Origin of the sequence: Geodermatophilus sp. CPCC 205761 (assembly GCF_051383655.1) — a bacterium.
Classification (GTDB): Bacteria; Actinomycetota; Actinomycetes; order Mycobacteriales; family Geodermatophilaceae; genus Geodermatophilus.
Genome location: NZ_JALPKQ010000004.1, coordinates 117,931 through 144,242 on the forward strand (window position 1 = coordinate 117,931; position 26,312 = coordinate 144,242).

Here is a 26,312-nt window from a genome sequence, read left to right on the forward strand (position 1 = left end):
GGATCGTCCGTCGAGCCCGGTACCGTGGCGCCCGCACCGCCACCCACCGAACGCCTGGGAGCCTCCGATCCCCGTGTCCGACGACGGCCCGCTCGACCTGCCCGTCCCGACCGGGGGAGCGGCCGTCCGGCCCGGCCTGTTCATCGCCTTCGAGGGTGGCGAGGGTGCCGGCAAGTCCACCCAGGTGCGGCGGCTCTGCCAGTGGCTCACCGCGGAGGGGCGGGCCGCGCGGGCCACCTTCGAGCCGGGCGGGACGCCCGCGGGGGCCGCCGTCCGGTCGATCGTCCTCGACCGGGCGCACACCGGCCTGGCGGCCCGCGCCGAGGCACTGCTCTACGCCGCCGACCGTGCCCAGCACGCCGCCGCCGTCCTCCGCCCGGCGCTCGCCGCCGGCGAGGTCGTCGTCACCGACCGGTACATCGACAGCTCCCTGGCCTACCAGGGCGCCGGCCGCACCATCCCGCTCGACGACGTCGCGGCGATCTCGCGGTGGGCCACCGAGGGGCTGCGGCCCGACCTCACCGTCCTGCTGGACCTCCCGCCGGAGACCGGTCTGGCCCGCGCCCGCGGCCGGGCGGTCGCCGACCGGCTGGAGTCCGAGTCGCTGGAGTTCCACCAGCGGGTGCGCGCGACGTTCCGCACCCTCGCCGGCGGCGATCCCGAGCACTACCTGGTGCTCGACGCGACCCGCGGCGTCGAGGAGCTCGCCGCCGACGTCCGCGCCCGGGTGAGCGCGCTGCTGGAGAGGGACTTGTGAGCGGGGACGGCGTCTGGGCGCAGGTGATCGGCCAGCCGGCGGTCGTCGCCGAGCTGCGCGCCGCGGTGGCCGAGCCCGCCGCGATGACCCACGCCTGGCTGTTCACCGGCCCGCCGGGCTCGGGCCGCTCGGTGGCCGCACGGGCGTTCGCCGCCGCCCTGCAGTGCCCCGACGGCGGCGACGGCACCTGCCACGCCTGCCGCACGGTGCTCGCCGGCACCCACGCCGACGTGCAGACGGTCGTGCCCGAGGGGCTGTCCCTCGGCGTGGCCGACGTGCGCGAGATGGTCCGCATGGCGGGGCGGGCGCCGTCCCAGGGGCGGTGGCAGGTGGTGCTGGTCGAGGACGCCGACCGGATGACCGAGCAGGCGTCCAACACCGTGCTCAAGATGCTGGAGGAGCCGCCGGCCCGCACCGTCTTCCTGCTGTGCGCCCCCAGCCTGCACCCCGACGACGTGCCGGTGACCGTCCGTTCGCGCTGCCGCGTGGTGAACCTGCGGACGCCGCCGGTGGACGCCGTCGCCGACGTCCTGGTCCAGCGCGACGGGATCGACCCGGCCCTGGCCGCCTGGTCGGCCGCGGCGGCGGGCGGGCACGTCGGCCGGGCCCGGCACCTCGCCCGCGACGAGGACGCCCGGCTGGCGCGCAAGGCGGTGCTCGACGTCCCGCTCGCGCTGGTCTCGCTGGCCGCCTGCCTCAACGCCGCCGACGACCTCGTGGGTGCGGCCAAGGAGGAGTCCGACCGGACCAGCGCCGAGCTCGACGGCGTGGAGACCGAGGCGGTCAAGCAGAGCCTCGGCGTCGGGGCCCGCGGGCCCGGGGTGGCCGCGGCCAGCCGCGGCGCCGGCCAGCTCAAGGAACTGGAGAAGCGGCAGAAATCCCGGGCCACGCGGCTGGGCCGGGACTCCCTCGACCGCGCCCTGGTCGACCTCGCCGCGCTGTACCGTGACGCGCTCGTGCTGGCCGCGTACCGGGAGGCGGGCGTCGGCGAGCAGCCCACGCTGGCGCACCCCGACCGGCGGGCCGACGCCGAGGAGCTGGGGCGGCGGATCGGGGCCGAGGGGGCGCTGCGGCGCATCGACGCCGTCCTGGCCTGCCGGGTGGCGCTGGAGCAGAACGTGAAGCCGCAGATCGCCGTCGAGGCGCTGACCGTGGCCCTGCGGCTCCCGGGCTGATCGAGGACACCGTCCAGGCTCGGGTCGGTGCCCTGGACGGGGCCGGGACGGCCGGCCGACGGCGGTGTCGTAGGCTGTGTGCCGCACGTCCGCCGCCTTAGCTCAGTCGGTAGAGCATCTCACTCGTAATGAGAAGGTCGTCGGTTCGATTCCGACAGGCGGCTCACACCGACACCGGGCCCGTCCACCAGGACGGGCCCGCCGTCGTCCCGGGCGCGATCCGCTGCGGCGCAGTGCACGTGACGCCGACGCCCGCGGCACAGCAGGATGCCGCGGTGGACCGAGCCCTGGCCAGCGCGATCGCGCACCGCTGGCACCCCGTCGCCGCCCCGATCGCCGATGACGCCGTCCGCCTGCTGCTCGAGCGGCTCGCACCGCCCGACGGCGCCCGCGTGCTCGACCTCGGCTGCGGCTTCGGGGAGTGGCTGCTGCGGCTGCTCGAGGCGCACCCCGGGGTGCGCGGGGTCGGCGTCGACCTGTCGGCACCGGCGCTGGCCGAGGCCCGGGAGCGGGCTGCCGCCCGCGGGCTCGCCGACCGGGTGGAGTTCGCCGAGGCCGACGCCGCCACCTGGACCGGCGGCGCGTTCGACGTCGTCCTCTGCGTCGGGGCCGCCCACGTGTTCGGCGGCCTGCCCGGCGCGCTGACCGCGCTGCGCGACCACCTGCGCCCCGGCGGCCGGGTGCTGCTCGGCGACGGCTTCTGGGAGGCCGGCCCCACGCCGGAGGCGCTGGCCGGCATCGGCGCCGAGCCCGGCGAGCTGCCCGACCTCGCCGGGCTGTCCGCGGAGATCGCCCGCCAGGGGTACGAGCCCGGCTACGGGCACCTGAGCACGACGGCCGAGTGGGACGAGTACGAGTGGTGCTGGACCGGTGCGCTGACCGGCTGGGCCCTGGACGAGGCCGCCGGCGCCGACCGGGAGGCCGCCCTGGAGATGGCCCGCACGCACCGCCGGGAGTGGCTGGCCGGGTACCGCGGCCAGCTGGGCTTCGCCACCGTCGTCCTGCACGACCTCCGGCGCTGAGGACACCGAAGGCGGTGCACCCGGGACGAGGCCTCATCCGGCCCCGTCCCGGGTCCCGCCCCGAGCCTGCGAAGGGTGGGTGGGACGGGGTCCTCTCTCAGTGGTGTGGTTCGTCCTTGGCGCGCTCCAGGGAGGCCAGGATCTCGGCCTCGGCCTCGTCGCGGCCGACCCACTCGGCCCCCTCGACGGACTTGCCCGGCTCGAGGTCCTTGTAGGTCTCGAAGAAGTGCTGGATCTCCAGCCGGTCGAACTCCGAGACGTCGCTGATGTCCACGAGGTGCGCCATCCGCGGGTCCGTCGCCGGAACGGTGAGGACCTTGTCGTCCCCGCCTTTCTCGTCGGTCATCCGGAACATGCCGATGGCGCGGCAGGTGATGAGGCACCCGGGGAAGGTGGGCTCATCCAGGAGGACCAGGGCGTCGAGCGGGTCGCCGTCCTGTCCCAGGGTGTTCTCGATGTAGCCGTAGTCGGCCGGATAGCGGGTGGAGGTGAAGAGCATCCGGTCCAAGCGGATGCGTCCGGTGGCATGGTCCAGCTCGTACTTGTTCCGCTGGCCCTTCGGGATCTCTACCGTCACGTCGAACTGCACGGGTCGTAGTGTGGCTCACCGGACCCCGGCCGACCGCCGGAGGTCGTTCCGGGGGGTGGGCACCATCGCGTCGCACGGGTCGACGACCGTCACGCCGAAGTACTCGCGGCTCCGTCGGCGCCTCGTCCTGAGCGCCCTCGCGGTGCTGCTCGTCGTCGCCGCCGGGGCCTGGTTCCTCGTCGGCCCCGGCGGCTCCGGGGACGACGGAGACGCCACCGAGCAGGCCGTCGCCGCCGCCGAGCTGCCGGAGGTGGACGTCGCCCCGCCCGTGCTCGTCGGCCTGACGTCGCAGGCCCCCGCCCCCGACGCCGACGCCCTCGCCGCCGAGCTGGCGCCGCTGCTCTCCTCACCCGCCCTCGGCACCGGCGTCTCCGCCGGCGTCGTCGACGTCGCCGGCGGCGAGGTGCTGCTCGCGCAGGACGCCGCGACGCCGGCGGTCCCCGCCTCCACCGCGAAACTGCTCACCTCCGTCGCGGCGCTGACCACCCTCGGGCCGGAGGCCACCCTCGAGACGACGGTCGTCGAGGGCACCACGCCCGGCGAGGTGGTCCTCGTCGGCGGTGGCGACCCCACCCTCTCGCGGACCGTGCCGTCGCTGACCTACCCGGGCGCGCCCACCCTCGCCGACCTCGCGGCCCAGGTGGAGTCGGCGCTGCCGGCCGGCACCCCGGTCACCCGGGTCGTCGTCGACAACTCGCTGTTCGAGGGCCCGCTCACCGCTTCCGGGTGGGGCGCCGGCGACGCGCCCTCCAGCTACGCCGCGCCGATCACCGCCACCGCCGTCGACGGCGCCCGCGTGCGCTCGGGTGACCCCGCGCGCAGCGGCCAGCCGGGCACCGACGCCGGCGCCGCGCTGGCCACCGCCCTCGGCGTCCCCGGGGTCCCGGTGGCCCTCGCGACAGCCCCGGAGGGGGCCCAGGTGCTCGGCACCGTGTCGTCGGCGCCGGTCGCCCGGCTGGTGGAGCAGACGCTGTCGCAGTCGGACAACGTCCTGGCCGAGGCGCTGGCCCGGCACGTCGCGATCGCCCGCGACCAGCCCGCCACCTTCGAGGGCGCGGCGCAGGCGGTCACCGACGCGCTGGCCGACGCCGGCCTCGACGTCACCGGGGTGCAGCTGTCCGACGGCAGCGGCCTGTCGATGGAGGACCGCCTCCCCGTCGCGCTGCTCGCCGACCTGCTGACCGGTGCCGCCGACGGCTCGCTGCCCGAGGCGTCCGCGGTCCTGTCCGGGCTGGCGGTCGCCGGCTACGACGGCACCCTGGCCGAGCGCGGTGACGACGACCCGGCCACCGCGCCGGGCGTCGTCCGGGCGAAGACCGGCACCCTGCTCGGCGTGCACGGCCTGGCCGGCACCGTGGTCACCCTCGACGGCCGGCTCCTGGTCTTCGCGGTGCTCGCCGACGGCGCCCCGGCCAACGGCGCGGCCGCCGAGGCGGCGCTGGACGACGTCGCCGCTGCGCTGGCCGGGTGCGGCTGCCGCTGAACCCACGGCGCGGGTAGGCCGCTTCCGCGTACGGTGAGGCGATGAGCAGCGCCTCCTCGATGGTCGACTGGGACCTCGCCGGACGCACGGCCCGCCGTCTGGTCGGCCCCGGCCCGGAGACGACGCGGGAGGATGCCGCCGCCGTCGTCCGCGAACTGCACGAGGCGGCCGCCGCCGCCGTCTCCCACGTCGAGGGGCTGACCGGCCTGCGCGCGGTCCCCGGCGGCCCGGCACCGGAGGTCGCCGTCGTCGACCGGCCCGGTTGGGTGGACGCCAACACCGCCGGCATGGCGGCCCTCCTGGACCCGCTGGTCGAGGCGCTGGCCGCCAAGCAGGACTCCCGGCCCGGCCCGCTGGCCACCGCGATCGGCTCGCGTGCCACCGGCGTGCAGGCCGGCGGCATCCTGGCCTTCCTCTCCTCCCGGGTGCTGGGCCAGTACGAGGTCTTCGGCACCGGCGGCCGGCTGCTGCTGGTCGCCCCGAACATCGTCGACGCCGAGCGCCGGCTGGGCGTCGACCCCACCGACTTCCGGCTGTGGGTCTGCCTGCACGAGGTCACCCACCAGTTGCAGTTCACCGCCGTGCCGTGGCTGCGCGACCACCTGGAGGGGCAGGTCGCCGAGTTCGTCGAGGCCACCGACCTGACCCCCGACGTGCTGCGCGACCGGCTGCGCGACGTGCTGCGCAGCGTCGGCGACGCCGTCCGCGGCACCGACGGCGGCGACGACAGCGGCCTGATGGCGCTCATCCAGGACCCCGCCCAGCGCGCCGTCCTCGACCGCGTCACCGCGGTGATGAGCCTGGTGGAGGGCCACGCGGAGTTCGTCATGGACGGCGTCGGGCCGGACGTCGTCCCGTCGGTGAAGACGCTGCGCAAGCGGTTCGCCCAGCGGCGCAAGGGCCGGGGCCCGCTCGACCGCGTGCTGCGCCGGCTGCTGGGCCTGGAGCAGAAGATGAAGCAGTACGCCGACGGCCGGCACTTCGTCGGCGGGGTCGTCGACCTCGTCGGCATGGAGGGCTTCAACCGGGTGTGGTCGGGACCGGAGACGCTGCCGCGCATCGAGGAGCTCACCGACCCCGTCCGGTGGGTCGAGCGGGTGCACGGGCGCCCGGCCATCCCCGCCTGACGCCGGGACCGTGCCCGGCCCGCACCGCGCCGTCGCCCGCGTCCGCAGCGCGGTGCGCCCCGACCTGACCGCGGGGTCCGGGCCGGTGCTGGTGGCGGTCAGCGGGGGAGCGGACTCCCTCGCCCTGGCCGCCGCGGTCGCCTTCGAGGCGCCGCGGGCCGGCGTCCCCGCCGGGGCGGTGACCGTCGACCACGGCCTGCAGCCCGGCTCGGCCGAGCGTGCCGCCGCCACCGCCGCGCTGCTGACCGGCCTCGGCCTCGACCCGGTCACCGTGCGCACCGTGCGGGTCGAGCGGACCGGCGGTCCCGAGGCGGCCGCCCGCACCGCCCGGTACGCGGCGCTCGGCGCGGCGGCCGCCGAGCACGGCGCCCGCGTCGCCCTGGGTCACACCCTCGACGACCAGGCCGAGTCGGTGCTGCTCGGTCTGGGGCGGGGGTCCGGTCCGCGCAGCGTGGCCGGCATGGTCGAGCTCCGGGTGGACGGGCCCGTGACCTGGTGGCGGCCGCTGCTCGGCGTCCGCCGGGAGACCACCCGCGCCGCCTGCGCCGCCCAGGCCCTGCCGGTGTGGGACGACCCGTGGAACGCCGACCCGGCCTACACCCGGGTGCGGCTGCGGTCGGAGGTGCTGCCGCTGATGGAGGAGGTGCTGGGCGGCGGGGTGGCGCCGGCCCTGGCCCGCACCGCCGCGATGCTCCGGGAGGACCTCGACGCCCTCGACGCCCTGGCCGCGGCCGAGCTGTCCCGGCTGGCCGGCGCCGACAGCCTCCCGGCGGACCCGCTGGCCGGGCTGCCCGCGGCGCTGCGGCGGCGGGTGCTCCGGGGCTGGCTGCGGCGGGAGGGCGTGGCCGACCTGCAGGCGGTGCACCTGGCCGCCGTCGACGCGCTCCTGACCCGCTGGCGGGGACAGGGCCGGGTGGACCTCCCCGGTGGCGCGGGCGTGGTCCGGGCGTCTGGCAGGCTGGGGTTCGTGCCCCCTGACGCGCGGGGCCCCCGACCCGGGGACGCACCAGCAACCCGCGAGGAGGACGCGTGAGTGAGCCCGCGAGCGCTGCCGGAGACTCCGACAACCACCACGGCTACGGCCCCGACATCGACCACGTGCTGATCGGCGAGGAGCAGATCGAGGCCAAGATCGCCGAGCTGGCCCGCCAGGTCGAGGCGGACTACGAGGGCCGCGAGGTGCTCCTGGTCGGCGTCCTCAAGGGCGCGGTGCTGTTCATGAGCGACTTCGCCCGGGCGCTGCGGCTTCCCACCCAGATGGAGTTCATGGCGGTCTCCTCGTACGGGTCGTCGACCAGCTCCTCCGGCGTCGTCCGCATCCTCAAGGACCTCGACCGCGACATCAGCGACCTGCACGTGCTCGTGCTCGAGGACATCATCGACTCGGGGCTGACGCTGTCCTGGCTGCTCAAGAACCTCGGCAGCCGGCGCCCGGCGTCCCTCGAGGTGTGCGCGCTGCTGCGCAAGCCCGACGCGGTGAAGGTCGACGTGCCGGTCCGCTACATCGGCTTCGACATCCCCAACGAGTTCGTCGTCGGTTACGGCCTGGACTACGCCGAGCGCTATCGCGACCTGCCCTACATCGCGACGCTGCGCCGGGAGGTCTATGCCTGACGCCGGCTGACCCGGGCGGGGGCGGTCCACCCGCCCGGGTGTTGTCAGGTGAGACCCGGTCGTTGCACAGCTGTCGTGCAGGCTGCCCGGTGTACCGTCGATCGCAACGACGCTGCCCGAGCGCCGGGGTGCCCGCCCGGGTCGCGCGGCGCGTCCCCCGGACGATCAGGAGGGTCGACGGGCCAGGCCGGAACTCCGGCCGCCCGGCATCGGTGTATGGAACGCAAGAAGATCTTCCGCTCCGTGTGGTTCTGGGTCGTCCTCGTCGTCCTCCTGGCGTTGGCGTTCTCCTCGCTGTTCCGTGGCAACGGTGGCTACCAGGAGGTCAGCACCGCGACGGCCCTGGAGCAGATCACCAGCGGCAACGTCGACCAGGTCACGATCAACGACAAGGAACAGACGCTCGACCTCGACCTGCGCAACCCGGTCGCGGGCAGCGACAAGGTCACCGCGTCCTACCCGCTCGGCGCCTCCGACGACGTCTTCGACCTCGTGTCGGGTCTCGACAGCGGTGACGGCGTCGACTTCGACACCAACGTCACGCAGGACAGCGTCCTGGTCAGCATCCTGATCAGCTTCCTGCCGTTCGTGATCCTCCTGCTGCTGCTGTTCTGGCTGTTCAACTCCATGCAGGGCGGCGGCCGCGGCGTCATGGCCTTCGGCAAGTCCAAGGCCAAGGTGGTCAGCAAGGACACCCCGAAGACGACGTTCGCCGACGTCGCCGGCGCCGACGAGGCGATCGAGGAACTGCACGAGATCAAGGACTTCCTGGCCAATCCGGTCAAGTTCCAGGCCGTCGGCGCCAAGATCCCCAAGGGCGTGCTGCTGTTCGGCCCGCCCGGCACCGGCAAGACCCTGCTGGCCCGCGCGGTCGCCGGCGAGGCCGGGGTGCCGTTCTTCTCGATCTCCGGCTCGGACTTCGTCGAGATGTTCGTCGGTGTCGGCGCCAGCCGGGTCCGCGACCTGTTCGAGCAGGCCAAGCAGAACGCCCCGGCGATCATCTTCGTCGACGAGATCGACGCCGTCGGGCGGCACCGCGGCGCCGGCATGGGCGGCGGGCACGACGAGCGCGAGCAGACCCTCAACCAGATGCTCGTCGAGATGGACGGCTTCGACGTCAAGGGCGGCGTCATCATGATCGCCGCCACCAACCGGCCGGACATCCTCGACCCCGCGCTGCTGCGCCCGGGCCGCTTCGACCGGCAGATCGCCGTCGACCGGCCCGACCTCCTCGGGCGCAAGGCGATCCTCGCCGTCCACGCCAAGGGCAAGCCGCTCGCGCCCGACGTCGACCTCGAGACCCTCGCCCGCCGGACGCCGGGCTTCACCGGCGCCGACCTCGCCAACGTGCTCAACGAGGGCGCGCTGCTCACCGCCCGCAACAACGGCACGATGATCACCGACGCCACCCTGGAGGAGGCGATCGACCGCGTCATCGCCGGTCCCGAGCGCAAGACCCGGGCGATGAGCGAGAAGGAGAAGAAGGTCACCGCCTACCACGAGGGCGGCCACGCGCTCGTGGCGCACGCGCTGCCCAACCTGGACCCGGTCCACAAGGTGACGATCCTGCCGCGCGGCCGCTCGCTCGGGCACACGCTGGTGCTGCCGACCGAGGACAAGTACACCCAGACCCGGTCGGAGATGATCGACACCCTCGCCTACGCCCTGGGCGGGCGGGCCGCCGAGGAGCTGGTCTTCCACGAGCCGACCACCGGTGCCGGCAACGACATCGAGAAGGCCACCACGCTGGCCCGGGCGATGGTCACCCAGTACGGCATGAGCGCCAAGCTCGGCGCGGTGAAGTACGGCAGCAACGACGCCGAGCCCTTCCTGGGCCGGGACATGCACACCAGGCCGGACTACTCCGACGCCGTCGCCGCCGACATCGACGCCGAGATCCGGGCGCTCATCGAGGCCGCGCACGACGAGGCGTGGGAGATCCTGGTCGAGTACCGCGCCGTGCTGGACCAGCTGGTGCTCGAGCTGATGGAGAAGGAGACCCTCTCCAAGGAGGACATGGCCCGCATCTGCGAGCCGGTCACCAAGCGGCCCTCCCTGGCGCCCTACAACGGCTTCGGCAAGCGGACGCCGTCCGACCAGCCGCCGGTGCTCACGCCCGCCGAGCGCGCGGCGCAGAACGGCAACGGCCTGCTCAAGGGCGGTTCCACCGCGGTGGGGGACGTCGGCGCGCCGGTGCAGCGGTGAGCGAGGTGCCGGCCGAGCCGGACGACGTGCTGCTGTCGGCCCGGCACGCCGGGGTCGACCAGGAGCGGGCCGCCGCAGCGGTCCGGGAGCTGCTCATCGCGGTGGGCGAGGACCCGGACCGCCCCGGCCTCCAGGACACCCCGCGCCGGGTGGCCCGCGCCTACGCCGAGACCTTCGCCGGCCTCTGGCAGGACCCGGCGGACATCCTCGCCACGACCTTCGACGAGGACCACGACGAGATGGTCCTGGTCAAGGACATCCCGATGTACTCCACCTGCGAGCACCACCTGGTGCCCTTCCACGGGGTCGCGCACATCGGCTACATCCCCGGCGACGACGGCAAGGTGACCGGGCTGTCGAAGCTGGCCCGGCTGGTCGAGGTCTACGCCCGCCGTCCGCAGGTGCAGGAGCGGATGACCAGTCAGATCGCCGACGCGCTGGCCGACGTCCTGAAGCCGCGCGGCGCGCTGGTGGTCATCGAGGCCGAGCACCTGTGCATGGCCATGCGGGGCATCCGCAAGCCGGGCTCGACGACCGTGACCTCCGCGGTGCGGGGCATCTTCCGGGACAACCCGGCGACGCGCAGCGAGGCGATGAGCCTCGTGCTGGGCCGGTGACCACCCGCCTGCCCACCCCCGGACGCTGCGTCGTGATGGGCGTCCTCAACGTCACGCCCGACTCCTTCTCCGACGGCGGCTGCTTCGCCGACGCGGCCTCGGCGGTGGCGCACGGCCTGGCGATGCACGCCGCCGGTGCCGACTACGTGGACGTCGGCGGCGAGTCCACCCGGCCGGGCGCGGACCGCGTCGACGCCGACGAGGAGTGCCGCCGCGTGGTGCCGGTGGTCGCCGAGCTGGCCGCGGCGGGCGTCCGGGTCAGCGTCGACACCACCCGCGCCGAGGTCGCCGAGGCCGCGATCGCCGCCGGTGCGGTGCTGGTCAACGACGTCAGCGGCGGGCTGGCCGACGACGGCATGGCCAAGCTGGTCGCCGACGCCGGCGTGCCGTGGGTGCTGATGCACTGGCGCGGCCACAGCCGCGAGATGTACGCCGCCGCCCGCTACGGCGACGTGGTCACCGAGGTCCGCGCCGAGCTGACCGCCCGGGTGGAGGACGTCGTCGCCGCCGGGGTGGCCCCCGAGCAGCTCGTCCTGGACCCCGGCCTCGGGTTCGCCAAGCGCGCCGAGCACAACTGGGCGCTGCTGGCCGGGCTGGACCGGCTGGTCGACCTCGGCCTGCCGGTGCTCGTCGGCGCCTCCCGCAAGACCTTCCTCGGCCGGCTGCTGGCCGACGCCGACGGCGCGGTGCGCCCCGCCGAGCAGCGCGACGCCGCCACCCTGGCCACGACCGTGCTCGCCGCCGAGACCGGAGCCTGGGGCGTGCGGGTGCACGATGCGGCCGCCTCGGTCGACGCCGTCCGCACCGTCGCCGCCGTCCAGACCGCGCGGCGGGAGAGGAACCGCCGTGCCTAGTTCCCGTCCCGACCGCATCGCCGTCCGCGGGCTCACCGCGCACGCCCACCACGGCGTCTACGCCGTCGAGCGGGAGAAGGGCCAGACCTTCCGCGTCGACGCGGTCCTGGAGCTGGACACCGCACCTGCTGCCGTCGGCGACGACCTGGCGAAGACGGTGAACTACGCCGAGCTGGCGAAGCGGCTGCACGCCGTCCTGACCGGCGAGCCGGTCGACCTGCTGGAGACCCTCGCCCAGCGGCTGGCCGACACCTGTCTGGCCGACCCGCTGGTCGACGCCGTCGAGATCACCGTGCACAAGCCCGAGGCCGACCTCGGGGTGCCCTTCGACGACGTCACCGTGGCCATCCGGCGGCAGCGCACATGACGCGTGCGGTCCTCTCGCTGGGCGCCAACCTGGGCGACCGCGCCGGCGCCCTCCGCGGGGCGATCACCGCGCTGGGGGACGACGGCGTGCTCGTGGCCCGCTCGACGCTCTACGAGACCCCGCCGTGGGGCCCGGTCGAGCAGAGGCCGTACCTCAACGCCGTCGTCATCGTGCGCGGCCCGGTCGACGCCGCGGGGTGGCTGGCCCGCGCGCACGAGCTGGAGCAGGCCGCCGGGCGGACCCGCGAGGTCCGGTGGGGGGCGCGCACGCTGGACGTCGACGTCGTCGCGGTCACGGGGGAGGACGGGCAGCCGGTGCTCTCCGACGACCCGGTCCTGACGCTGCCGCACCCGCGGGCCCACGAGCGGGCGTTCGTCCTCGTGCCGTGGCTGAGTCTCGACCCGACCGCGGCGCTGCCCGGACGGGGCCGGGTCGCCGACCTGGTCGCCGCGCTTCCGCCCGGGGACGTCGACGCCGTCGTCCGCTGGGAGCACCTGCAGTGAGACCGGTGAGCAGGCGCGACCTCGCCGTCCTGGCCGCCGGGGTGGCGGTGGCGGCCTGGCTGGTGGTGCGCGCGACCTACGGCTCCCTCCCCGCGCTGCGCTGGTGGCTGCCGGTGCCGCTGGGCGTGCTGGCCGTCGCCGAGCTGCTGGGTGCCCGCACGCTGCGCGCCCGGCTGGCCGCCCAGCGGGACCGCCGTCCGCCGGCCGAGCGCGGCACGGCCCCGGTGCGCCCGGTCGAGCCGATGCTGGTCGCCCGGCTGGCCGTGCTGGCCCAGGCCAGCGCCTACGTCGGGGCGGTCTTCGTGGGCATCTGGCTCGGTGTCCTGGCGTACGTCGCGCCGTCGGTCGGGCGGCTGCAGGCAGCCGGTGGCGACACGGTCACCGCCGTCGTCGGCGTCGGCTGCGCGGCCGCGCTGGTGGTGGCCGCCCTGTGGCTGGAGTCGGTCTGCCGGGTCCCGCCGGCCGGCCCGGACGACGAACCGCCCGCTGCCGCCCGCGGCTGAGCAGGGCCGACGTGGCCACGTCGGCCCTCGTCAGCGGCCGATCGAGCGGCGCAGCGCGGCGTGCACGCCGTCGGGGGTGAGGACGCCGAGGTAGCGCTCGCCGTCCACCACCGCGACCCAGCCGGCGTCGGAGCGCAGCATCGTCGCGAGGGCCGTCTTCAGCGTCGCGCCCACCGGCACCGTGTCCCCGCCGGCGGTGGCCGCCGAGGCCACCGTCCCGCCGCCCGCGGCCCGCGCGGCCGGCAGCCACCCGGCCGGCCGGCCGGACCCGTCGAGCACGACTCCCCAGTCGGCACCGCAGCGGTCCAGCAGGGCTCCGGCGTCGGCCAGCCGGTCGGAGACGCCCAGCACCGGCGGCTGCTCGAGGTCGGCCGGCTCGACGGCGGTCACCGCCAGCCGCTTGAGCCCGCGGTCGGCGCCGACGAAGTCGGCCACCACGTCGTTGGCCGGCCGGCCCAGCAGCTCGGCGGGAGGCGCGAACTGCTCCACCCGGCCACCGGCGCTCATCACCGCGATGCGGTCGCCGAGCCGCACCGCCTCCTCGATGTCGTGGGTGACGAAGACGATCGTCTTGCGCACCGTCTCCTGCAGCCGCAGGAACTCCGCCTGCAGCCGCTCGCGCACCACCGGGTCGACGGCGGAGAACGGCTCGTCCATCAGGAGGACGGCGGGGTCGGCGGCCAGCGCCCGCGCCACCCCGGCCCGCTGCCGCTGCCCGCCGGAGAGCTGGGCGGGGTACCGGTCCCCGTGGACGGCGGGATCGAGGCCGACCGTCGACAGCAGCTCGTCGACGCGGTCGCGGGTGCGCCGCTTGTCCCAGCCGAGCAGGCGGGGCACGGTGCCGACGTTGGTGCGCACCGTCTGGTGGGGGAACAGCCCCACGCTCTGGATGACGTAGCCGATCCGGCGGCGCAGCTGGTCGGCGTCGACGCGGGTGACGTCCTCCCCGCCGATCAGGATGCGTCCGGTCGAGGGCTCGATGATCCGGTTGATCATCTTCATCGTCGTCGTCTTGCCGCAGCCGGAGGGCCCGACCAGCACCGTCAGCTCGCCGGCCGCGAAGGTGAGGTCCAGCTCGGCGACCCCGACCGTCCCGTCCGGGTAGACCTTGCTGACCCCCTCCAGGCGGATCTCCCGGGCGGCGCCCTCCCCGTCCGCCCCCGCCGGGTGCCTCGTGATCGGTGCGGGGCGAGCGGCAGTAGCGTCCACGACGTGGCCTCCCTGGGTGCGCTGAGCGCGGCGAGCGACCGCGACGTGCTCGCGGCGGACGAGGCGCCGAACCCCTGGTTCGACCCGTCGTACGTGACCGACAACTGGGACACCATTGTGGGCCACCTGGGCCAGCACGTCAGGCTCACCGTGGGCGCGGTGCTGCTCGGGGCGCTGATCGCGCTGCCGCTGGCGCTGCTCGCCCGGCGCACGCGGCTGCTGTCGGGGCCGGTGCTGGGCCTGTCGTCGGTGGTCTACACGATCCCGTCGCTGGCGATGTTCTCGTTACTCGCGCCGGTCACCGGGCCGCTGTCGGCCACCACGGTGCTCCTCGGGCTGACGCTCTACACGCTGGTCATCCTGGTGCGGAACTTCCTCGCCGGGCTGGCGTCGGTACCCGCCGACGTCCGCGAGGCGGCCCGCGGCATGGGGTACGGGTCCGCGCGGCTGTTCCTGCGGGTGGACCTGCCGCTGGCCCTGCCGGCCTTCATGGCCGGGCTGCGGATCGCCACCGTCTCCACCGTCGCCCTGGTCACCGTGGGGGTGATCACCGGCAACGGGGGGCTGGGGCAACTGATCGTGGGCGGGTTCAACGCGAACTTCTACCGCGCCGAGATCGTCACCGGCGCCGTCGGGTGCGTGCTGCTGGCGCTGATCGCCGACGTGCTGCTCGCCGGGGTCGAGCGGCTGCTGACGCCGTGGACGAGGGCGGCGCGGGCGTGAGCGCGTTCGGCGACGCCCTCGTCTACCTCAACGACCCGCTGAACTGGACCCGGCGGGGCGGCATCCTCGACCTGCTGGCCGCGCACCTCGCCGTCTCGGCCGCCGCGGTGCTGGCCGCCGCCGTCGTCGCCATCCCGGCCGGGGTGCTCCTGGGCCGCACCGGCCGCGGCGCCGGCGCGATCGTCGTCCTCTCCAACGTCAGCCGCGCGGTGCCGACCCTGGCGCTGCTCACCGTCTTCGCCGTGACGCCGATCGGCTTCGGCGACACCGCGACCGCCGTCGCCCTCGCCGTCTTCGCCGTCCCGCCGATGCTCACCAACACCTTCGTCGGCTTCCGCGAGGTCGACCGCGACGTGCGTGAGGCCGCCCGCGCGATGGGCATGAGCGGCCGCCAGATGCTCGGCCGGGTCGAGTTCCCGCTGGCCCTGCCGCTGGTCATGACCGGCGTCCGGACGTCGGCGGTGCAGGTGGTCGCGACGGCGACCCTCGCGGCGCTGGTCGGCGGCGGCGGCCTGGGCCAGATCATCAACCTCGGGTACGGCCAGCAGGACCTCGGCCAGATCCTCGCCGGCGCGCTGCTCGTGGCCCTGCTCGCGCTGCTCACCGAGCTGGTGCTGGTGGTCGTGTCCTGGGCGGTGACGCCGGGCCCGCGCCGGCTCCCGCTGCTCGTCGTCCGCCGGGGGCCGGCCGGGCAGCCGGAGCCGACCGCGTCCGGCGTCCCGCTCTGAGGAAGGACCCCTGCTCGCAGGCTCGCGGCGGGACCCCGCAGGGGGCCGTCCGTAACAACCGGGCAACAGCTGTGCCCCGGGCGTGGCCCCGGGCGCGGCCGCGGGGTTGCATGTCCCGCGCGGGGTCCCTCCCGCCAGACACGCGTCGCGGCCGGCCGGCCGCACGGGACACAGAAGGCGGGCGACATGCGCAGCCGTATCCGGATCCTCCCTCCCCTCGCCCTGGCGGCGGTGCTGCTCACCGCGACCGCCTGCGGCGAGTCCGGCTCCTCGGGCAACGGCGGGGGCGGCAGCGGCGAGGGGGCCGCCAGCGCCTCCGGCGACGCCTGCGCCCCGGTCGCCGGCGACCAGTTGGTCGTCCTCGAGGACGACCAGCAGCTGCAGAACGCCGACAACGTCGTCCCCGCGGTGAACGTCGCGACCGCGCAGGCCAACCCGGCGCTCGTGGCGGCCCTCGACGCGGTCTCGGCGGCGCTCACGACCGAGGACCTCATCGAGCTCAACGCCGCCGTCGACGTGGACCGGCAGACCGCCGAGGACGTCGCCGCCGGCTGGGTCGAGGAGAGCGGCGTGACCGAGGGGCTCGAGCAGGGCAGCGGCACCGTCGCCGTCGGCGGGGCCAACTTCACCGAGTCGACGGTCCTGGCCAACGTCTACGCCGGCGTCCTCACGGCCGCGGGCTTCGACGCCTCCGTGCGCGAGGTCGGCAACCGGGAGCTCTACCTCCCCGCGCTCATCTCCGGCTCGGACATCCAGGTCTTCCCCGAGTACCTGTCGACGGCGACGGAGTTCCTCAACCGCCAGGTCAACGGCCCCGACGCCGAGCCCGTGGCCAGCGGCGACGTGCAGGCGACGGTGAGCGCGCTGCAGCCGCTGGCCGAGCAGGTCGGGCTGGTGTTCGGGCAGCCGTCGGAGGCCGCCGACCAGAACGCCTTCGCCGTCACCCAGGCCCTCGCCGACGAGCTGGGGGTCAGCACGCTGTCGGAGCTGGCCGACGCCTGCGGCGACGGCTCGCTGGTCCTCGGCGGCCCCGCCGAGTGCCCGGACCGGCCGTTCTGCCAGTCGGGCCTCGAGGAGACCTACGGCCTGCAGTTCGCCGAGTTCAGCGCGCTGGACGCCGGTGGCCCGCTGACCAAGGCGGCGCTGCAGCAGGGCGAGGTCTCCATCGGACTGGTCTTCAGCTCCGACGGGGCCCTGGCACAGTAGGAGGACCCCCTGCCCCCCACCGCTCGCAAGCTCGCGGCGGGACCCTGCAGGGGGCCGTCCCAAGTCGCGACGTGCCGGGCGACTCCCGTTTCACGACGTGATCGGGAGGTCTCCCACCGTTACCCTGGACTCCATGCCGAGGGACCGGGACGACGCGATGGCCGGCCACGGGTCCGCCGGCTCGTCGGTCCTGCGCACCGTCGGGCTGGTCGTCGGGTTCCTGCTGGCCGTCGGTGCCACGGTGGTCGTGTTCGTCACCGACGACCCGCAGGTCCTTCGGCTGGCCGTGGTGGGCGCGGCCTGGGCGTTCGTGCTGGCCGCGCTGGCCGCGAGCCGCCGCGGGCCGGGGAACGGCGCCGACCGGGACGACGTCGGCCGGGTCGCCGACGACCGGGCGGCCACCCGGACGGCCGCCGCCGAGCGAGCCGCCGAGCGCGAGCGGGCCGCCGCCGAGCGCGAGCGCGAGGCCGCGGCCCGCCGGGAGACCGAGCAGCGGCGGGAGAACGACGCGCGCCGGGAGGCCGAGCGGGCGATGCGGGCCGAGTTGGCGGCCCTCCGCGGCGAGCTCGGGCAGGTCGCCGACCTGCGCCGCGACGTCGCCGACGTCGCCGGACTGCGCGGCCGGCTCGCCGAGGTCGCCGAGTTGCGCGGGGAGCTCGCGGAGGTCCCCGCGCTCCGGCGCGACCTCGCCGGGCTCGCCGAGCTGCGGGCCGGCCTGGCCCAGCTCCAGGAACTGCGCGGCGACCTCGCCCAGCTGGCCGAGCTGCGCGCCGACGTCGGCCGGCTGCGCGCCGAGCTGACCGAGCAGCTCTCCGGCGAGATGCTGATCGAGCGGATCATGCTGCGCACCCAGTCGACCCGCACCGGCCCGTCGACGGCGGAGTCCCCGGCCACCCGCACCATCGAGGCGGTCAGCTGGGGCGAGCCGTCGGCCGAGCTGACCGCCGCCGCGCCGGCCGTGTCCCTCGACGACCTCACCGGGGGGACGCGGCAGTTCACGGCGCTCCCCGCCGAGGAGCCCCGGCCCGAGCCCGCCTACGCCGCGACGCCGCCGCCGCCGCGGGACTGGCTGGCCCAGCGCTCCCTGGTGGAGCCGGAGGCGCCCGCGGCCCCGGAGGTGACGCTGGAGCCGCGCCGTCGCCACACCGACGACCCGTTCCGGGCGGCCCCGGTGGACCAGCCCACCGAGCAGCGCCCGGTCGCCCAGCGCGAGCGCCCGCCCGTGCCCTCGTGGTCGGCGCTCGCGGAGCCGGCCCCCTCGCCCGTGGCCGAGCCCGGGGAGGGCTCCTCGCGACTGGCGGAGATCCTCGCCGAGGGCGGGGTCAGCCCGTCGTCCGGAGGTCGGCGGCGGCGCCGCTACCGGGACGACGACGAGTCCGACGACGTCCTGTCGCGGGTCCTCGGCCGGAACGGCTGACCTGCTTCAGGCCGGACCGCGGGACAGCGAGCCGCCGTCGAGCACGAGCGTCTGGCCGGTCACCCAGCCGGCGGTGTCCCCGAGCAGGTAGGCCGCCGCCTCGCCGACGTCCTCGGGCACCCCGAGCCGGCCCACCGGGTACTGCGCGGACACCTCCGCCTCGCGGCCCTCGTACAGCGCCGTGGCGAAGCGGGTCTTGACCACCGCCGGGGCGACGGCGTTGACCCGCACCTTCGGGCCGAGCTCCACGGCGAGCTGGGTGACCAGGTTGATCAGGGCGGCCTTGCTCACCCCGTAGGCGCCGATCATCGGCGAGGCCTTGAGCCCGGCCACCGACGCCACGACGAGCACCGAGCCCCCGTGCTCGGCCATCCACGCCCGCCAGGCCTCCTGGACCAGCCCGAGGGTGGAGACCACGTTGGTGTCGAGGATCTTGCGGAACCCGTCCAGCGGCAGCTCCACCATCGGACCGTAGAGCGGGTTGATCCCGACGTTGCCGACCAGCATGTCCAGGCTGCCGAACGTGTCGACGGCGGTGCGCACCGCCTCGGCCCGGTGCTCGGCGTCACCGGCGTTGCCCGCCACCGCGACGGCCACCTCGGGGCCGCCCAGTGCGGTCACCGCCTCGGCCAGCGCCTCGGCCTTGCGGGCGGTCACGACGACGCGCGCCCCGCGGTCCACCAGGCTCTTCGCGATCGCCAGTCCGATGCCCCGGCTGGCGCCGGTGACCAGTGCGGTGCGTCCCTCGAGGCTGCCCACGCGTCTCCTCCTGCTGTCGTCCGGTGCCGCCGCACACCGTAGGGGCGGCCCGCGGTGACGCACCCCACAGGTCCCAGCCGTTGCACCGGCCGCCGGCCGGTCACACACTCGCCTTCGGCGCTTCACCCGCGTGACACAACTGGTCGCAGCGGCGCCGGCGCCACAGCACGACCCGCACCACCGGCACGACCCGCCGGCCTCCGAGGGAGGGGCCGGGACCTGACAGTCCGGTACCCGCGAGGGACTGGAACGAGAGGTGCACCGATGCCTGCTGTCCGCAGGACGCCCCGCGCTGCCGGCCTCCGCCCGGCGGACTCCGCTCCCGCCCGTCTCCGCGTCGGCGTCGTCGGCGCCGGACGTGTCGGCGCCGTCCTGGGCGCCGCCCTCACCGCCGCCGGCCACGACGTGGTCGCCGCCGCCGGCCTCTCCGCCGCCTCCGCCGAGCGCGCCGCCCGCCTGCTGCCCGGCGTGCCGCTGCTCCACACCGACGAGGTGGTCGCGGCCGCCGACCTCGTGGTCCTCGCGGTCCCCGACGACACCCTCGCCGGCCTGGTCGCCGGCCTCGCCGAGACCGGCGGCTGGCGGGCCGGCCAGCTGGCCTTCCACACCTCTGGGGCGCACGGCCTGGCCGTCCTCGAGCCCGCCGCGCGGGCCGGCGTGCTGCCCCTGGCCCTGCACCCGGCGATGACCTTCACCGGTGCCCCCGAGGACGTCGACCGCCTGGCCGGCGCCCCGTTCGGCGTCACCAGCGCCCCGGAGCACCGGCCGGTCGCCGAGACGCTGGTGCTGGAGATGGGCGGCGAGCCGTTCTTCGTGGCCGAGTCCGACCGGCGGCTGTACCACGCGGCGCTGGTGACCGGCGCCAACCACCTGGTCACGCTGGTCGCCGAGGCCGCCGACCTGCTGCGGACGGCCGGCGTCTCCGACCCCGCCCAGGTCCTCGGACCGCTGCTCACCGCCGCCCTGGACAACGGGCTGCGCCGCGGCGACCGCGGGCTCACCGGCCCGGTCAGTCGCGGGGACGTCGGCACCGTGCGCAGCCACCTGGAGGTGCTCACCGAGCGGGCGCCGCAGTCGGTGGGCGCCTACGTCGCGATGGCCCAGCGCACCTCCGAGCGCGCGCTGGCGTCGGGGCGGCTCAAGCGGCACGAGGGCGCCCCCCTGGTCGAGCTGCTGCAGGCCGCGCGCGACGCCGACCCGGCGGGATCGCGGTGACCGTGGGATCCCCCACCCGGACGCTGCCGGGCAGCCCCACCGTCGCCGAGTCCGCCGCCGAGCTGGTCCGGCTGCGGGCGGGGCTGCCCGGCCCCGTGGCGCTCGTGCCGACCATGGGCGCGCTGCACGAGGGCCACCGCACGCTGGTCCGCGCCGCCCGGCAGCGGGCCGGCAGCGTCGTCGTCTCGGTCTTCGTCAACCCGACCCAGTTCGGACCGGGCGAGGACTTCGACCGCTACCCCCGCACCTGGGACGCCGATCTCGCCGCACTCGCCGAGGAGGGCGCCGACGTCGTCTTCCACCCGGGGGTCGACGAGGTGTACCCGCCCGGCGCGGCCGGCGTGACGGTCGCACCCGGCCCGCTGGGCGACGTGCTGGAGGGCACCGTCCGCCCCGGGCACTTCGCCGGCGTGCTGACCGTCGTCGCCAAGCTGTTCGGCCTGGTCCGCCCCGACCTGGCCCTCTTCGGCGAGAAGGACTACCAGCAGCTGACCCTCATCCGGGCGATGGCCCGCGAGCTGGCTCTCGGGGTCGAGGTCGTCGGCGTGCCCACCGTCCGGGAGGACGACGGCCTGGCGCTCTCCTCGCGGAACCGCTACCTCGACCCGGAACAGCGGGCCACCGCCGCCGCGTTGTCGCGAGCGCTGCGCGCGGGTGCGGCGGCCGGGCCGCGGGGCGCCGACGCCGTCCTCGCGGCCGCCCGCGCCGTGCTGGACACCGCCCCCGAGCTGGTCCCCGACTACCTCGAGCTCACCGACCCCGACCTCGGCCCGGTGCCCGCCGCCGGTCCGGCCCGCCTGCTGGTCGCGGCCCGCGCCGGCAGCACCCGACTCCTGGACAACGTCCCCGTCCTGCTGGGAGCAGACCGATGATGCGCACGATGCTCAAGTCCAAGATCCACCGCGCGACGGTCACCCAGGCCGATCTGCACTACGTGGGCTCGGTGACCATCGACGAGGACCTCCTCGACGCCGCCGACCTGCTGCCCGGTGAGCAGGTCGCGATCGTCGACGTCACCAACGGCGCCCGGCTGGAGACCTACGTCATCCCCGGCGAGCGGGGCACCGGCGTGATCGGCATCAACGGGGCCGCCGCGCACCTGGTGCACCCCGGCGACCTCGTCATCATGATCAGCTACGGGGTCATGGACGAGACCGAGGCCAAGAGCTACATCCCGAAGGTCGTGCACGTCGACGGCGCCAACCGGATCGTCGAGCTCGGCGGCGACCCGGCCGCGCCGTCCCCGGGTGTCCAGGGCCAGGTCCGGGGCGACACGATCGCCCGGTGACCACGCTGGCGGCCGACCGCACGACCGGGCTCCCACTGCGCCTGGCGGCGCCCTCACCCGGCTGGGAGCTCTCCGCCGACGTCTGCGTCGTCGGCTCCGGCGTCGCCGGCCTGTGCGTCGCGCTGCACGCCCGGGCGGCCGGGCTGTCGGTCGCCGTCGTCACCAAGGTCCGGGTGGACGCCGGGTCGACCCGCTGGGCGCAGGGCGGGATCGCCGCCGTCCTCGACCCCGCGGACACCCCCGAGGCGCACGCCCGGGACACCGAGGTCGCAGGGGTCGGGCTGTGCGAGCCGGACGCGGTCTCCGTGCTGGTCCACGAGGGCCCCGGGCGGCTGCGCCAGCTGATGGACTGGGGAGCCGCCTTCGACCGCGACCCCTCCGGCCGGCTGCTGCTCACCCGCGAGGGCGGGCACTCGGCCGACCGGATCGTGCACGCCGGCGGCGACGCCACCGGCTTCGAGGTGCAGCGGGCGCTGCAGGACGCCGTCCGGGCCGACCCGGAGGTGACCCTCGTCGAGCACGCGATGGTGCTGGACCTGCTGACCGACGCCGCGGGCCGGGCCGCCGGCGTCACCCTGCACGTGCTCGGCGAGGGCAGCGCGGACGGCGTCGGTGCGGTGCGCGCCCGCGCCGTCGTCCTGGCCACCGGCGGGATGGGCCAGGTCTTCGCGGCCACCACCAACCCCGAGGTCTCCACGGGGGACGGCGTGGCGCTGGGCCTGCGCGCCGGCGCGGTCGCCACCGACCTCGAGTTCGTCCAGTTCCACCCCACCTCGCTGTACCTGGGCCCCGACGTCCGCGGCCAGCAGCCGCTGGTGAGCGAGGCGCTGCGGGGCGAGGGCGCGGTGCTGCGCGACGGCGCGGGGGAGCGGTTCATGCTCGGCGTGCACCCGCTGGCCGAGCTGGCCCCGCGCGACGTCGTGGCCAAGGCCATCACCCGCGTGCAGCTGCGCGACGGCGTCCGGCACGTCTGGCTCGACGCCCGCGAGGTCCCGCACCTCGTCGAGCGGTTCCCGACGATCACCGCCAGCTGCCGAGCCGCGGGCATCGACCCGGTCACCGACCTCATCCCGGTCACCCCGGCCGCGCACTACGCCTCGGGCGGTCTGGTCACCGACCTCGCCGGCCGGACGACGGTGCCCGGGCTGTACGCCTGCGGCGAGGCGGCCTGCACCGGCGTGCACGGCGCCAACCGGCTGGCGTCGAACTCGCTGCTGGAGGGCCTGGTGTTCGCCGCCCGCATCGGGGAGCAGCTGGCCGGCTCGCTGCCGCCGCCGTTGGCGGGCGCAGCCGTGCCGCCGTCGGCGTCGGGGCTGCTCGACCCGGACGGTCGCCGGCAGGTCACCGACACGATGTCCGCCCGCGTCGGCGCGCTGCGCAGCGGCGCCGGGCTGGACGAGGCGACGGCGGCGCTGGCCGCGCTGGCGGCCGGGCTCGGCGACGCCCCGCCGGGCGTGGCCGGCTGGGAGGCCACCGACCTGCTCACCGTCGCCAGCGCGGTCACCGTGGCGGCCACTGCCCGCGAGGAGACCCGCGGGTGCCACTGGCGGGAGGACCACCCGGAGACCGAGGAGGCATGGCGCGTGCACCTCGACGTCCGGCTCGACGACGGCGGGCAGCTGCGGACGACCCGCCGCCCGGTGAGCACGCCGGTGGTGCAGCCGTGGTGACCTCGGCGACCGACCCGCGGGACCTCGCCGGCACCGGGCTGACCGAGGCCTGGGTCGAGGAGCTGGTCGAGCGCACCCTCGCGGAGGACCTCACCGGCGGCGCGCCGCTGCCCGGCGCCCCCGACCTCGCCGTGGCCCACGACGTGACCAGCGCCGCCACGGTGCCGCCCGGCCAGATGGGCACCGCGGACCTGGTCGCCCGCGCCGACGGCGTGGTCGCCGGCCTGCCGGTGGCCGCCCGGGTGTTCACCCGGCTGGCCCCGGGCGCGACGCTCACCGCGGGCGCCTCCGACGGCGACCGGGTCACCCGCGGCGACGTGCTGCTGACCGTCCGGGGACCGGTGCGCGCCCTGCTCGCCGCCGAGCGCAGCGCCCTGAACATCGCCAGCCGGGCCAGCGGCGTCGCCACGCTGACCCGCCGGTGGGTCGACGCGGTCGCAGGGACCCGAGCCGTGGTGCTGGACACCCGCAAGACCACGCCGGGGCTGCGGCCGCTGGAGAAGTACGCCGTCCGCTGCGGCGGTGGGTCCAACAAGCGGATGGGCCTCTACGACGTGGCCATGGTCAAGGACAACCACGTGGCCGCCGCCGGCTCGGTGGCCGCCGCCGTGGCAGCCGTCCGCGAGCGGGCGCCGCGGGTCGCGGTACAGGTGGAGGTGGACGTGCCGGAGCAGGCGGTGGAGGCGGTCGAGGCCGGCGCGGACTTCCTGCTCTGCGACAACATGGCCCCGGCGGCGCTGCGCGAGGTGGTCGCGCTGGTCGCCGGCCGCGCCGAGCTGGAGGCCACCGGCGGGCTCACGCTGGAGGTCGCCCGCGCCGTGGCCGAGACCGGCGTGGACTACCTGTCGGTCGGCGCGCTCACCCACTCCGCCCCCATCCTCGACCTGGCGCTGGACCTGCGGGCCTGACCGTGCTGCTCACCGTCGACGTCGGCAACAGCCAGACCGTCCTCGCCACCTTCGACGGCGACCGGCGCGTGGGGTGCTGGCGGGTCACCACCTCCCCCCGGGCCACCGCCGACGAGCTGCGGCTGCTGTGGCGCGGGCTGCTCCAGGACACCGTCGTCACCGGGGTCTGTGCCTGCTCCACGGTCCCCGCGCTGCTGCCCGCGCTGCGCCAGCTGCTGGACTCCCTCGAGGTGCCGGTCGTGCTCATCGGACCGGGCGTGCGCACCGGCGTCCCGCTGCACGTGGACAACCCCCGCGAGGTCGGCGCCGACCGGGTGGTCACCGCGCTGGCCGCGCACGAGCTGTTCGGCCGCGCGCCCGACGGTGGGGCGCGACCGGTCGTGGTCGTGGACTTCGGCACCTCCACCAACGTCGACGCCGTCGGCCCGGCCGGGCAGTTCCTCGGCGGGGCGCTCGCCCCGGGCGTGGAGGTCAGCCTCGAGGCGCTGGCCAGCCGGGCGGCGCAGCTGCGCTCGGTGGAGCTCACCGTGCCGACGCAGGCGATCGGCAAGAACACCGTCGCGGCGCTGCAGTCCGGCCTGGTGCTGGGCTTCGCCGGCCTGGTCGACGGGCTGGTGGGGCGGATCGCCGCCGAGCTGGTCGCCCAGTTCGGGGCGGCGCCCGTCGTCGTCGCCACCGGGGGCCTGGCGCCGCTGGTCGCCGACAGCTGCCGGACGATCGGGGAGCGCGAGCCGGACCTCACGGTGCACGGGCTGCGGCTGGCCTTCGACCGGCAGCAGGCCGCGGGACGCCGTCCGGCCTCCCCGTAGGCTCGGTGTCCGTGAGTGAGGCACCCGTGGCTGACGACGTCGACGAACTCCCCGAACAGCTCCGGGTGCGGCGGGCCAAGCTCGACCGGCTCCGCGCGGCGGGGGTCGACCCCTACCCAGTCACCGTCGCCCGCACCGCCACGCTGGCCGACGTCCGCGCCGAGCACCCGGACCTGCCCCCGGACACCATGACCGGCGTGCAGGTGGGGGTCACCGGGCGGGTGCTGTTCAGCCGCAACACCGGCAAGCTCTGCTTCGCCACCCTCCGCGAGGGGGAGGCCGAGCTGCAGGTCATGCTCTCCCGCGACCGGGTGGGCGAGGAGTCCCTCGCCGCCTGGAAGTCCGACGTCGACCTCGGCGACCACGTGCTGGTCACCGGCGAGGTCGGGACGTCGCGGCGCGGGGAGCTGTCGGTGTTCGCCGACTCCTGGCAGCTGACCGCCAAGGCACTGCGCCCGCTGCCGGTCGCGCACAAGCCGATGAGCGAGGAGCTCCGGGTCCGCCGCCGGTACGTCGACCTCATCGTCCGCGACGAGGCCCGCCGCACGGTGCGCCAGCGGGCCGCCGTCATGTCGACGCTGCGCACCGGGCTGGCCTCCCGCGGCTTCCTCGAGGTGGAGACGCCGATGCTGCAGACGGTGCACGGGGGTGCCGCCGCGCGACCGTTCCGCACGCACATGAACGCCTTCGACCTCGACCTGTACATGCGGATCGCCCCGGAGCTGTTCCTCAAGCGCTGCATCGTCGGCGGGCTGGACCGGGTCTTCGAGATCAACCGCAACTTCCGCAACGAGGGCGCCGACAGCACCCACTCGCCGGAGTTCGCGATGCTGGAGACCTATCAGGCCTACGCCGACTACCAGGTGATGGCGACCCTCACCCGCGAGCTCACCCAGGAATGCTGTGCGGCGCTGTTCGGGGACCACGTGGCCCGGCACAACGACGGCACCGAGATCGACCTGTCGGGGGAGTGGCCGCAGATCCCGCTCTACACGGCGGTGTCGGACGCCGTCGGCGAGGAGGTGACGCCGGAGACGCCCGTCGAGCGGCTGCGGGAGATCGCCGGGCGGCACGAGATCGGCGTGGACCCCGCCTGGATCGCCGGCAAGGTGGTCGAGGAGCTGTTCGAGGCGCTGGTCCAGGACTCCCTCCAGTCGCCCACGTTCGTGATCGACTACCCGCTGGACACCTCGCCGCTGACCCGGGCGCACCGGTCGACGCCGGGGCTGGCCGAGAAGTGGGACCTGTACATCGCCGGCGTCGAGCGCGCCACGGCCTACTCGGAACTCGTCGACCCGGTCGCGCAGCGGGAGCGCTTCACCGCGCAGGCCGCGCTCGCCGCCGCCGGTGACCCCGAGGCCATGGCCTTCGACGAGGACTTCCTCGAGGCACTCGAGTACGGAATGCCGCCGACCGGCGGGATGGGCATGGGCATGGACCGGCTCATGATGACGCTCACCGGATTGGGGATCCGCGAGACCATCCTCTTCCCGCTCGTCCGCCCGCTTTCTCCCTCCTGAACCGACCCGACCCGTTTCACCCCATTAGGTGCGGTGTTCCGAAA

The 26,312-nt window shown here is 75.7% G+C and carries 27 protein-coding genes and 1 tRNA gene; 25 read left to right on the forward strand and 3 right to left on the reverse strand.

Translation table 11 applies throughout. The features are described 5' to 3' along the window. The first annotated feature begins 73 nt into the window (after positions 1 to 73). The 4 genes from tmk to MY526_RS03825 all read left to right on the forward strand — a co-directional run bounded on the left by tmk (position 74) and on the right by MY526_RS03825 (position 2,954). Positions 74 to 757, forward strand: coding sequence for a dTMP kinase (tmk, locus tag MY526_RS03810; protein ID WP_436689240.1), 684 nt, complete (start codon positions 74 to 76; stop codon positions 755 to 757). After that, the gene (locus tag MY526_RS03815) at positions 754 to 1,932 is read left to right on the forward strand and encodes a DNA polymerase III subunit delta' (protein WP_436689242.1); all 1,179 of its coding nucleotides are present in this window, start codon (positions 754 to 756) and stop codon (positions 1,930 to 1,932) included. Before tmk ends, MY526_RS03815 begins: the two co-directional genes overlap by 4 nt. 91 nt (positions 1,933 to 2,023) lie before the next feature. Then, positions 2,024 to 2,096, forward strand: a tRNA-Thr gene (locus tag MY526_RS03820). A gap of 111 nt (positions 2,097 to 2,207) precedes the next feature. Beyond that, on the forward strand, positions 2,208 to 2,954 hold the full coding sequence (locus tag MY526_RS03825) for an SAM-dependent methyltransferase (RefSeq protein WP_436689244.1): 747 nt from the start codon (positions 2,208 to 2,210) through the stop codon (positions 2,952 to 2,954). Positions 2,955 to 3,051: 97 nt separating this feature from the next. Here the strand turns inward: MY526_RS03825 and MY526_RS03830 are convergent, their stop codons facing one another. Further along, positions 3,052 to 3,543: an inorganic diphosphatase gene (locus MY526_RS03830; RefSeq protein WP_436689246.1), complete on the reverse strand. Its 492-nt coding sequence runs from the start codon at positions 3,541 to 3,543 to the stop codon at positions 3,052 to 3,054. A gap of 55 nt (positions 3,544 to 3,598) precedes the next feature. Here MY526_RS03830 and dacB point away from each other — a divergent pair, with 55 nt between their 5' ends. The 10 genes from dacB (at position 3,599) to MY526_RS03880 (ending at position 12,816) form a co-directional block, all read left to right on the forward strand. After that, on the forward strand, positions 3,599 to 5,026 hold the full coding sequence (gene dacB, locus MY526_RS03835) for a D-alanyl-D-alanine carboxypeptidase/D-alanyl-D-alanine endopeptidase (protein ID WP_436689247.1): 1,428 nt from the start codon (positions 3,599 to 3,601) through the stop codon (positions 5,024 to 5,026). 41 nt (positions 5,027 to 5,067) lie between these two features. Continuing rightward, positions 5,068 to 6,153: a zinc-dependent metalloprotease gene (locus tag MY526_RS03840; protein WP_436689249.1), complete on the forward strand. Its 1,086-nt coding sequence runs from the start codon at positions 5,068 to 5,070 to the stop codon at positions 6,151 to 6,153. A gap of 10 nt (positions 6,154 to 6,163) precedes the next feature. Beyond that, a complete protein-coding gene (gene tilS / locus MY526_RS03845) occupies positions 6,164 to 7,186 on the forward strand; it encodes a tRNA lysidine(34) synthetase TilS (RefSeq protein ID WP_436689251.1) in 1,023 nt (340 codons plus the stop codon). After that, complete coding sequence (gene hpt, locus MY526_RS03850) at positions 7,183 to 7,767, forward strand: hypoxanthine phosphoribosyltransferase (RefSeq protein ID WP_436689253.1); 585 nt, start codon at positions 7,183 to 7,185, stop codon at positions 7,765 to 7,767. Before tilS ends, hpt begins: the two co-directional genes overlap by 4 nt. 216 nt (positions 7,768 to 7,983) lie before the next feature. After that, entirely contained in the window at positions 7,984 to 9,972 is a 1,989-nt protein-coding gene (gene ftsH / locus MY526_RS03855; RefSeq protein WP_436689255.1) for an ATP-dependent zinc metalloprotease FtsH, read from the forward strand. Further along, complete coding sequence (gene folE, locus MY526_RS03860; RefSeq protein ID WP_436689257.1) at positions 9,969 to 10,589, forward strand: GTP cyclohydrolase I FolE; 621 nt, start codon at positions 9,969 to 9,971, stop codon at positions 10,587 to 10,589. Before ftsH ends, folE begins: the two co-directional genes overlap by 4 nt. Further along, positions 10,586 to 11,443, forward strand: a complete 858-nt coding sequence (folP, locus tag MY526_RS03865; protein ID WP_436703277.1) for a dihydropteroate synthase — start codon at positions 10,586 to 10,588, stop codon at positions 11,441 to 11,443. Before folE ends, folP begins: the two co-directional genes overlap by 4 nt. Beyond that, positions 11,436 to 11,810 (forward strand): dihydroneopterin aldolase, encoded by a 375-nt coding sequence (gene folB / locus MY526_RS03870; RefSeq protein WP_436689261.1) that lies wholly within the window; start codon positions 11,436 to 11,438, stop codon positions 11,808 to 11,810. Before folP ends, folB begins: the two co-directional genes overlap by 8 nt. Next, on the forward strand, positions 11,807 to 12,313 hold the full coding sequence (gene folK / locus MY526_RS03875; RefSeq protein WP_436689263.1) for a 2-amino-4-hydroxy-6-hydroxymethyldihydropteridine diphosphokinase: 507 nt from the start codon (positions 11,807 to 11,809) through the stop codon (positions 12,311 to 12,313). The genes folB and folK overlap by 4 nt, the downstream gene beginning before the upstream one ends. A 5-nt stretch (positions 12,314 to 12,318) precedes the next feature. After that, on the forward strand, positions 12,319 to 12,816 hold the full coding sequence (locus MY526_RS03880; RefSeq protein WP_436689265.1) for a DUF3180 domain-containing protein: 498 nt from the start codon (positions 12,319 to 12,321) through the stop codon (positions 12,814 to 12,816). A 30-nt stretch (positions 12,817 to 12,846) separates the two neighbouring features. Here MY526_RS03880 and MY526_RS03885 read toward each other — a convergent pair whose 3' ends face one another. Then, positions 12,847 to 14,025, reverse strand: a complete 1,179-nt coding sequence (locus tag MY526_RS03885) for an ABC transporter ATP-binding protein (RefSeq protein WP_436689267.1) — start codon at positions 14,023 to 14,025, stop codon at positions 12,847 to 12,849. A gap of 3 nt (positions 14,026 to 14,028) precedes the next feature. Here MY526_RS03885 and MY526_RS03890 point away from each other — a divergent pair, with 3 nt between their 5' ends. From MY526_RS03890 to MY526_RS03905, 4 genes are all read left to right on the forward strand, one after another. Beyond that, complete coding sequence (locus MY526_RS03890) at positions 14,029 to 14,748, forward strand: ABC transporter permease (RefSeq protein WP_436703278.1); 720 nt, start codon at positions 14,029 to 14,031, stop codon at positions 14,746 to 14,748. Continuing rightward, positions 14,745 to 15,476 carry an ABC transporter permease gene (locus MY526_RS03895; protein ID WP_436703279.1) on the forward strand — a complete coding sequence of 244 codons (732 nt, stop codon included), beginning with the start codon at positions 14,745 to 14,747 and terminating at the stop codon, positions 15,474 to 15,476. The genes MY526_RS03890 and MY526_RS03895 overlap by 4 nt, the downstream gene beginning before the upstream one ends. 186 nt (positions 15,477 to 15,662) lie before the next feature. Beyond that, positions 15,663 to 16,682 carry a glycine betaine ABC transporter substrate-binding protein gene (locus MY526_RS03900; protein WP_436703280.1) on the forward strand — a complete coding sequence of 340 codons (1,020 nt, stop codon included), beginning with the start codon at positions 15,663 to 15,665 and terminating at the stop codon, positions 16,680 to 16,682. A 133-nt stretch (positions 16,683 to 16,815) separates the two neighbouring features. Further along, the gene (locus MY526_RS03905; RefSeq protein ID WP_436703281.1) at positions 16,816 to 18,099 is read left to right on the forward strand and encodes a hypothetical protein; all 1,284 of its coding nucleotides are present in this window, start codon (positions 16,816 to 16,818) and stop codon (positions 18,097 to 18,099) included. A gap of 6 nt (positions 18,100 to 18,105) precedes the next feature. Here MY526_RS03905 and MY526_RS03910 read toward each other — a convergent pair whose 3' ends face one another. Then, positions 18,106 to 18,858 carry an SDR family oxidoreductase gene (locus MY526_RS03910; protein ID WP_436703282.1) on the reverse strand — a complete coding sequence of 251 codons (753 nt, stop codon included), beginning with the start codon at positions 18,856 to 18,858 and terminating at the stop codon, positions 18,106 to 18,108. Positions 18,859 to 19,122: 264 nt separating this feature from the next. Between MY526_RS03910 and MY526_RS03915 the strand changes: the two genes are divergently transcribed. The 7 genes from MY526_RS03915 to lysS are packed head-to-tail and all read left to right on the forward strand — an operon-like array spanning position 19,123 to position 26,268. Beyond that, on the forward strand, positions 19,123 to 20,073 hold the full coding sequence (locus tag MY526_RS03915) for a Rossmann-like and DUF2520 domain-containing protein (protein WP_436689278.1): 951 nt from the start codon (positions 19,123 to 19,125) through the stop codon (positions 20,071 to 20,073). Beyond that, a complete protein-coding gene (gene panC, locus MY526_RS03920) occupies positions 20,070 to 20,945 on the forward strand; it encodes a pantoate--beta-alanine ligase (protein ID WP_436703283.1) in 876 nt (291 codons plus the stop codon). The genes MY526_RS03915 and panC overlap by 4 nt, the downstream gene beginning before the upstream one ends. Next, entirely contained in the window at positions 20,942 to 21,361 is a 420-nt protein-coding gene (gene panD, locus MY526_RS03925; RefSeq protein WP_436689282.1) for an aspartate 1-decarboxylase, read from the forward strand. The genes panC and panD overlap by 4 nt, the downstream gene beginning before the upstream one ends. Next, complete coding sequence (locus MY526_RS03930) at positions 21,358 to 23,031, forward strand: L-aspartate oxidase (protein WP_436689284.1); 1,674 nt, start codon at positions 21,358 to 21,360, stop codon at positions 23,029 to 23,031. Before panD ends, MY526_RS03930 begins: the two co-directional genes overlap by 4 nt. Further along, positions 23,025 to 23,939, forward strand: a complete 915-nt coding sequence (gene nadC / locus MY526_RS03935; RefSeq protein ID WP_436703284.1) for a carboxylating nicotinate-nucleotide diphosphorylase — start codon at positions 23,025 to 23,027, stop codon at positions 23,937 to 23,939. Before MY526_RS03930 ends, nadC begins: the two co-directional genes overlap by 7 nt. 2 nt (positions 23,940 to 23,941) lie before the next feature. Beyond that, positions 23,942 to 24,748 carry a type III pantothenate kinase gene (locus tag MY526_RS03940; RefSeq protein WP_436689288.1) on the forward strand — a complete coding sequence of 269 codons (807 nt, stop codon included), beginning with the start codon at positions 23,942 to 23,944 and terminating at the stop codon, positions 24,746 to 24,748. Positions 24,749 to 24,759: 11 nt separating this feature from the next. Continuing rightward, a complete protein-coding gene (lysS, locus tag MY526_RS03945; RefSeq protein ID WP_436703285.1) occupies positions 24,760 to 26,268 on the forward strand; it encodes a lysine--tRNA ligase in 1,509 nt (502 codons plus the stop codon). Positions 26,269 to 26,312: the final 44 nt, after the last annotated feature.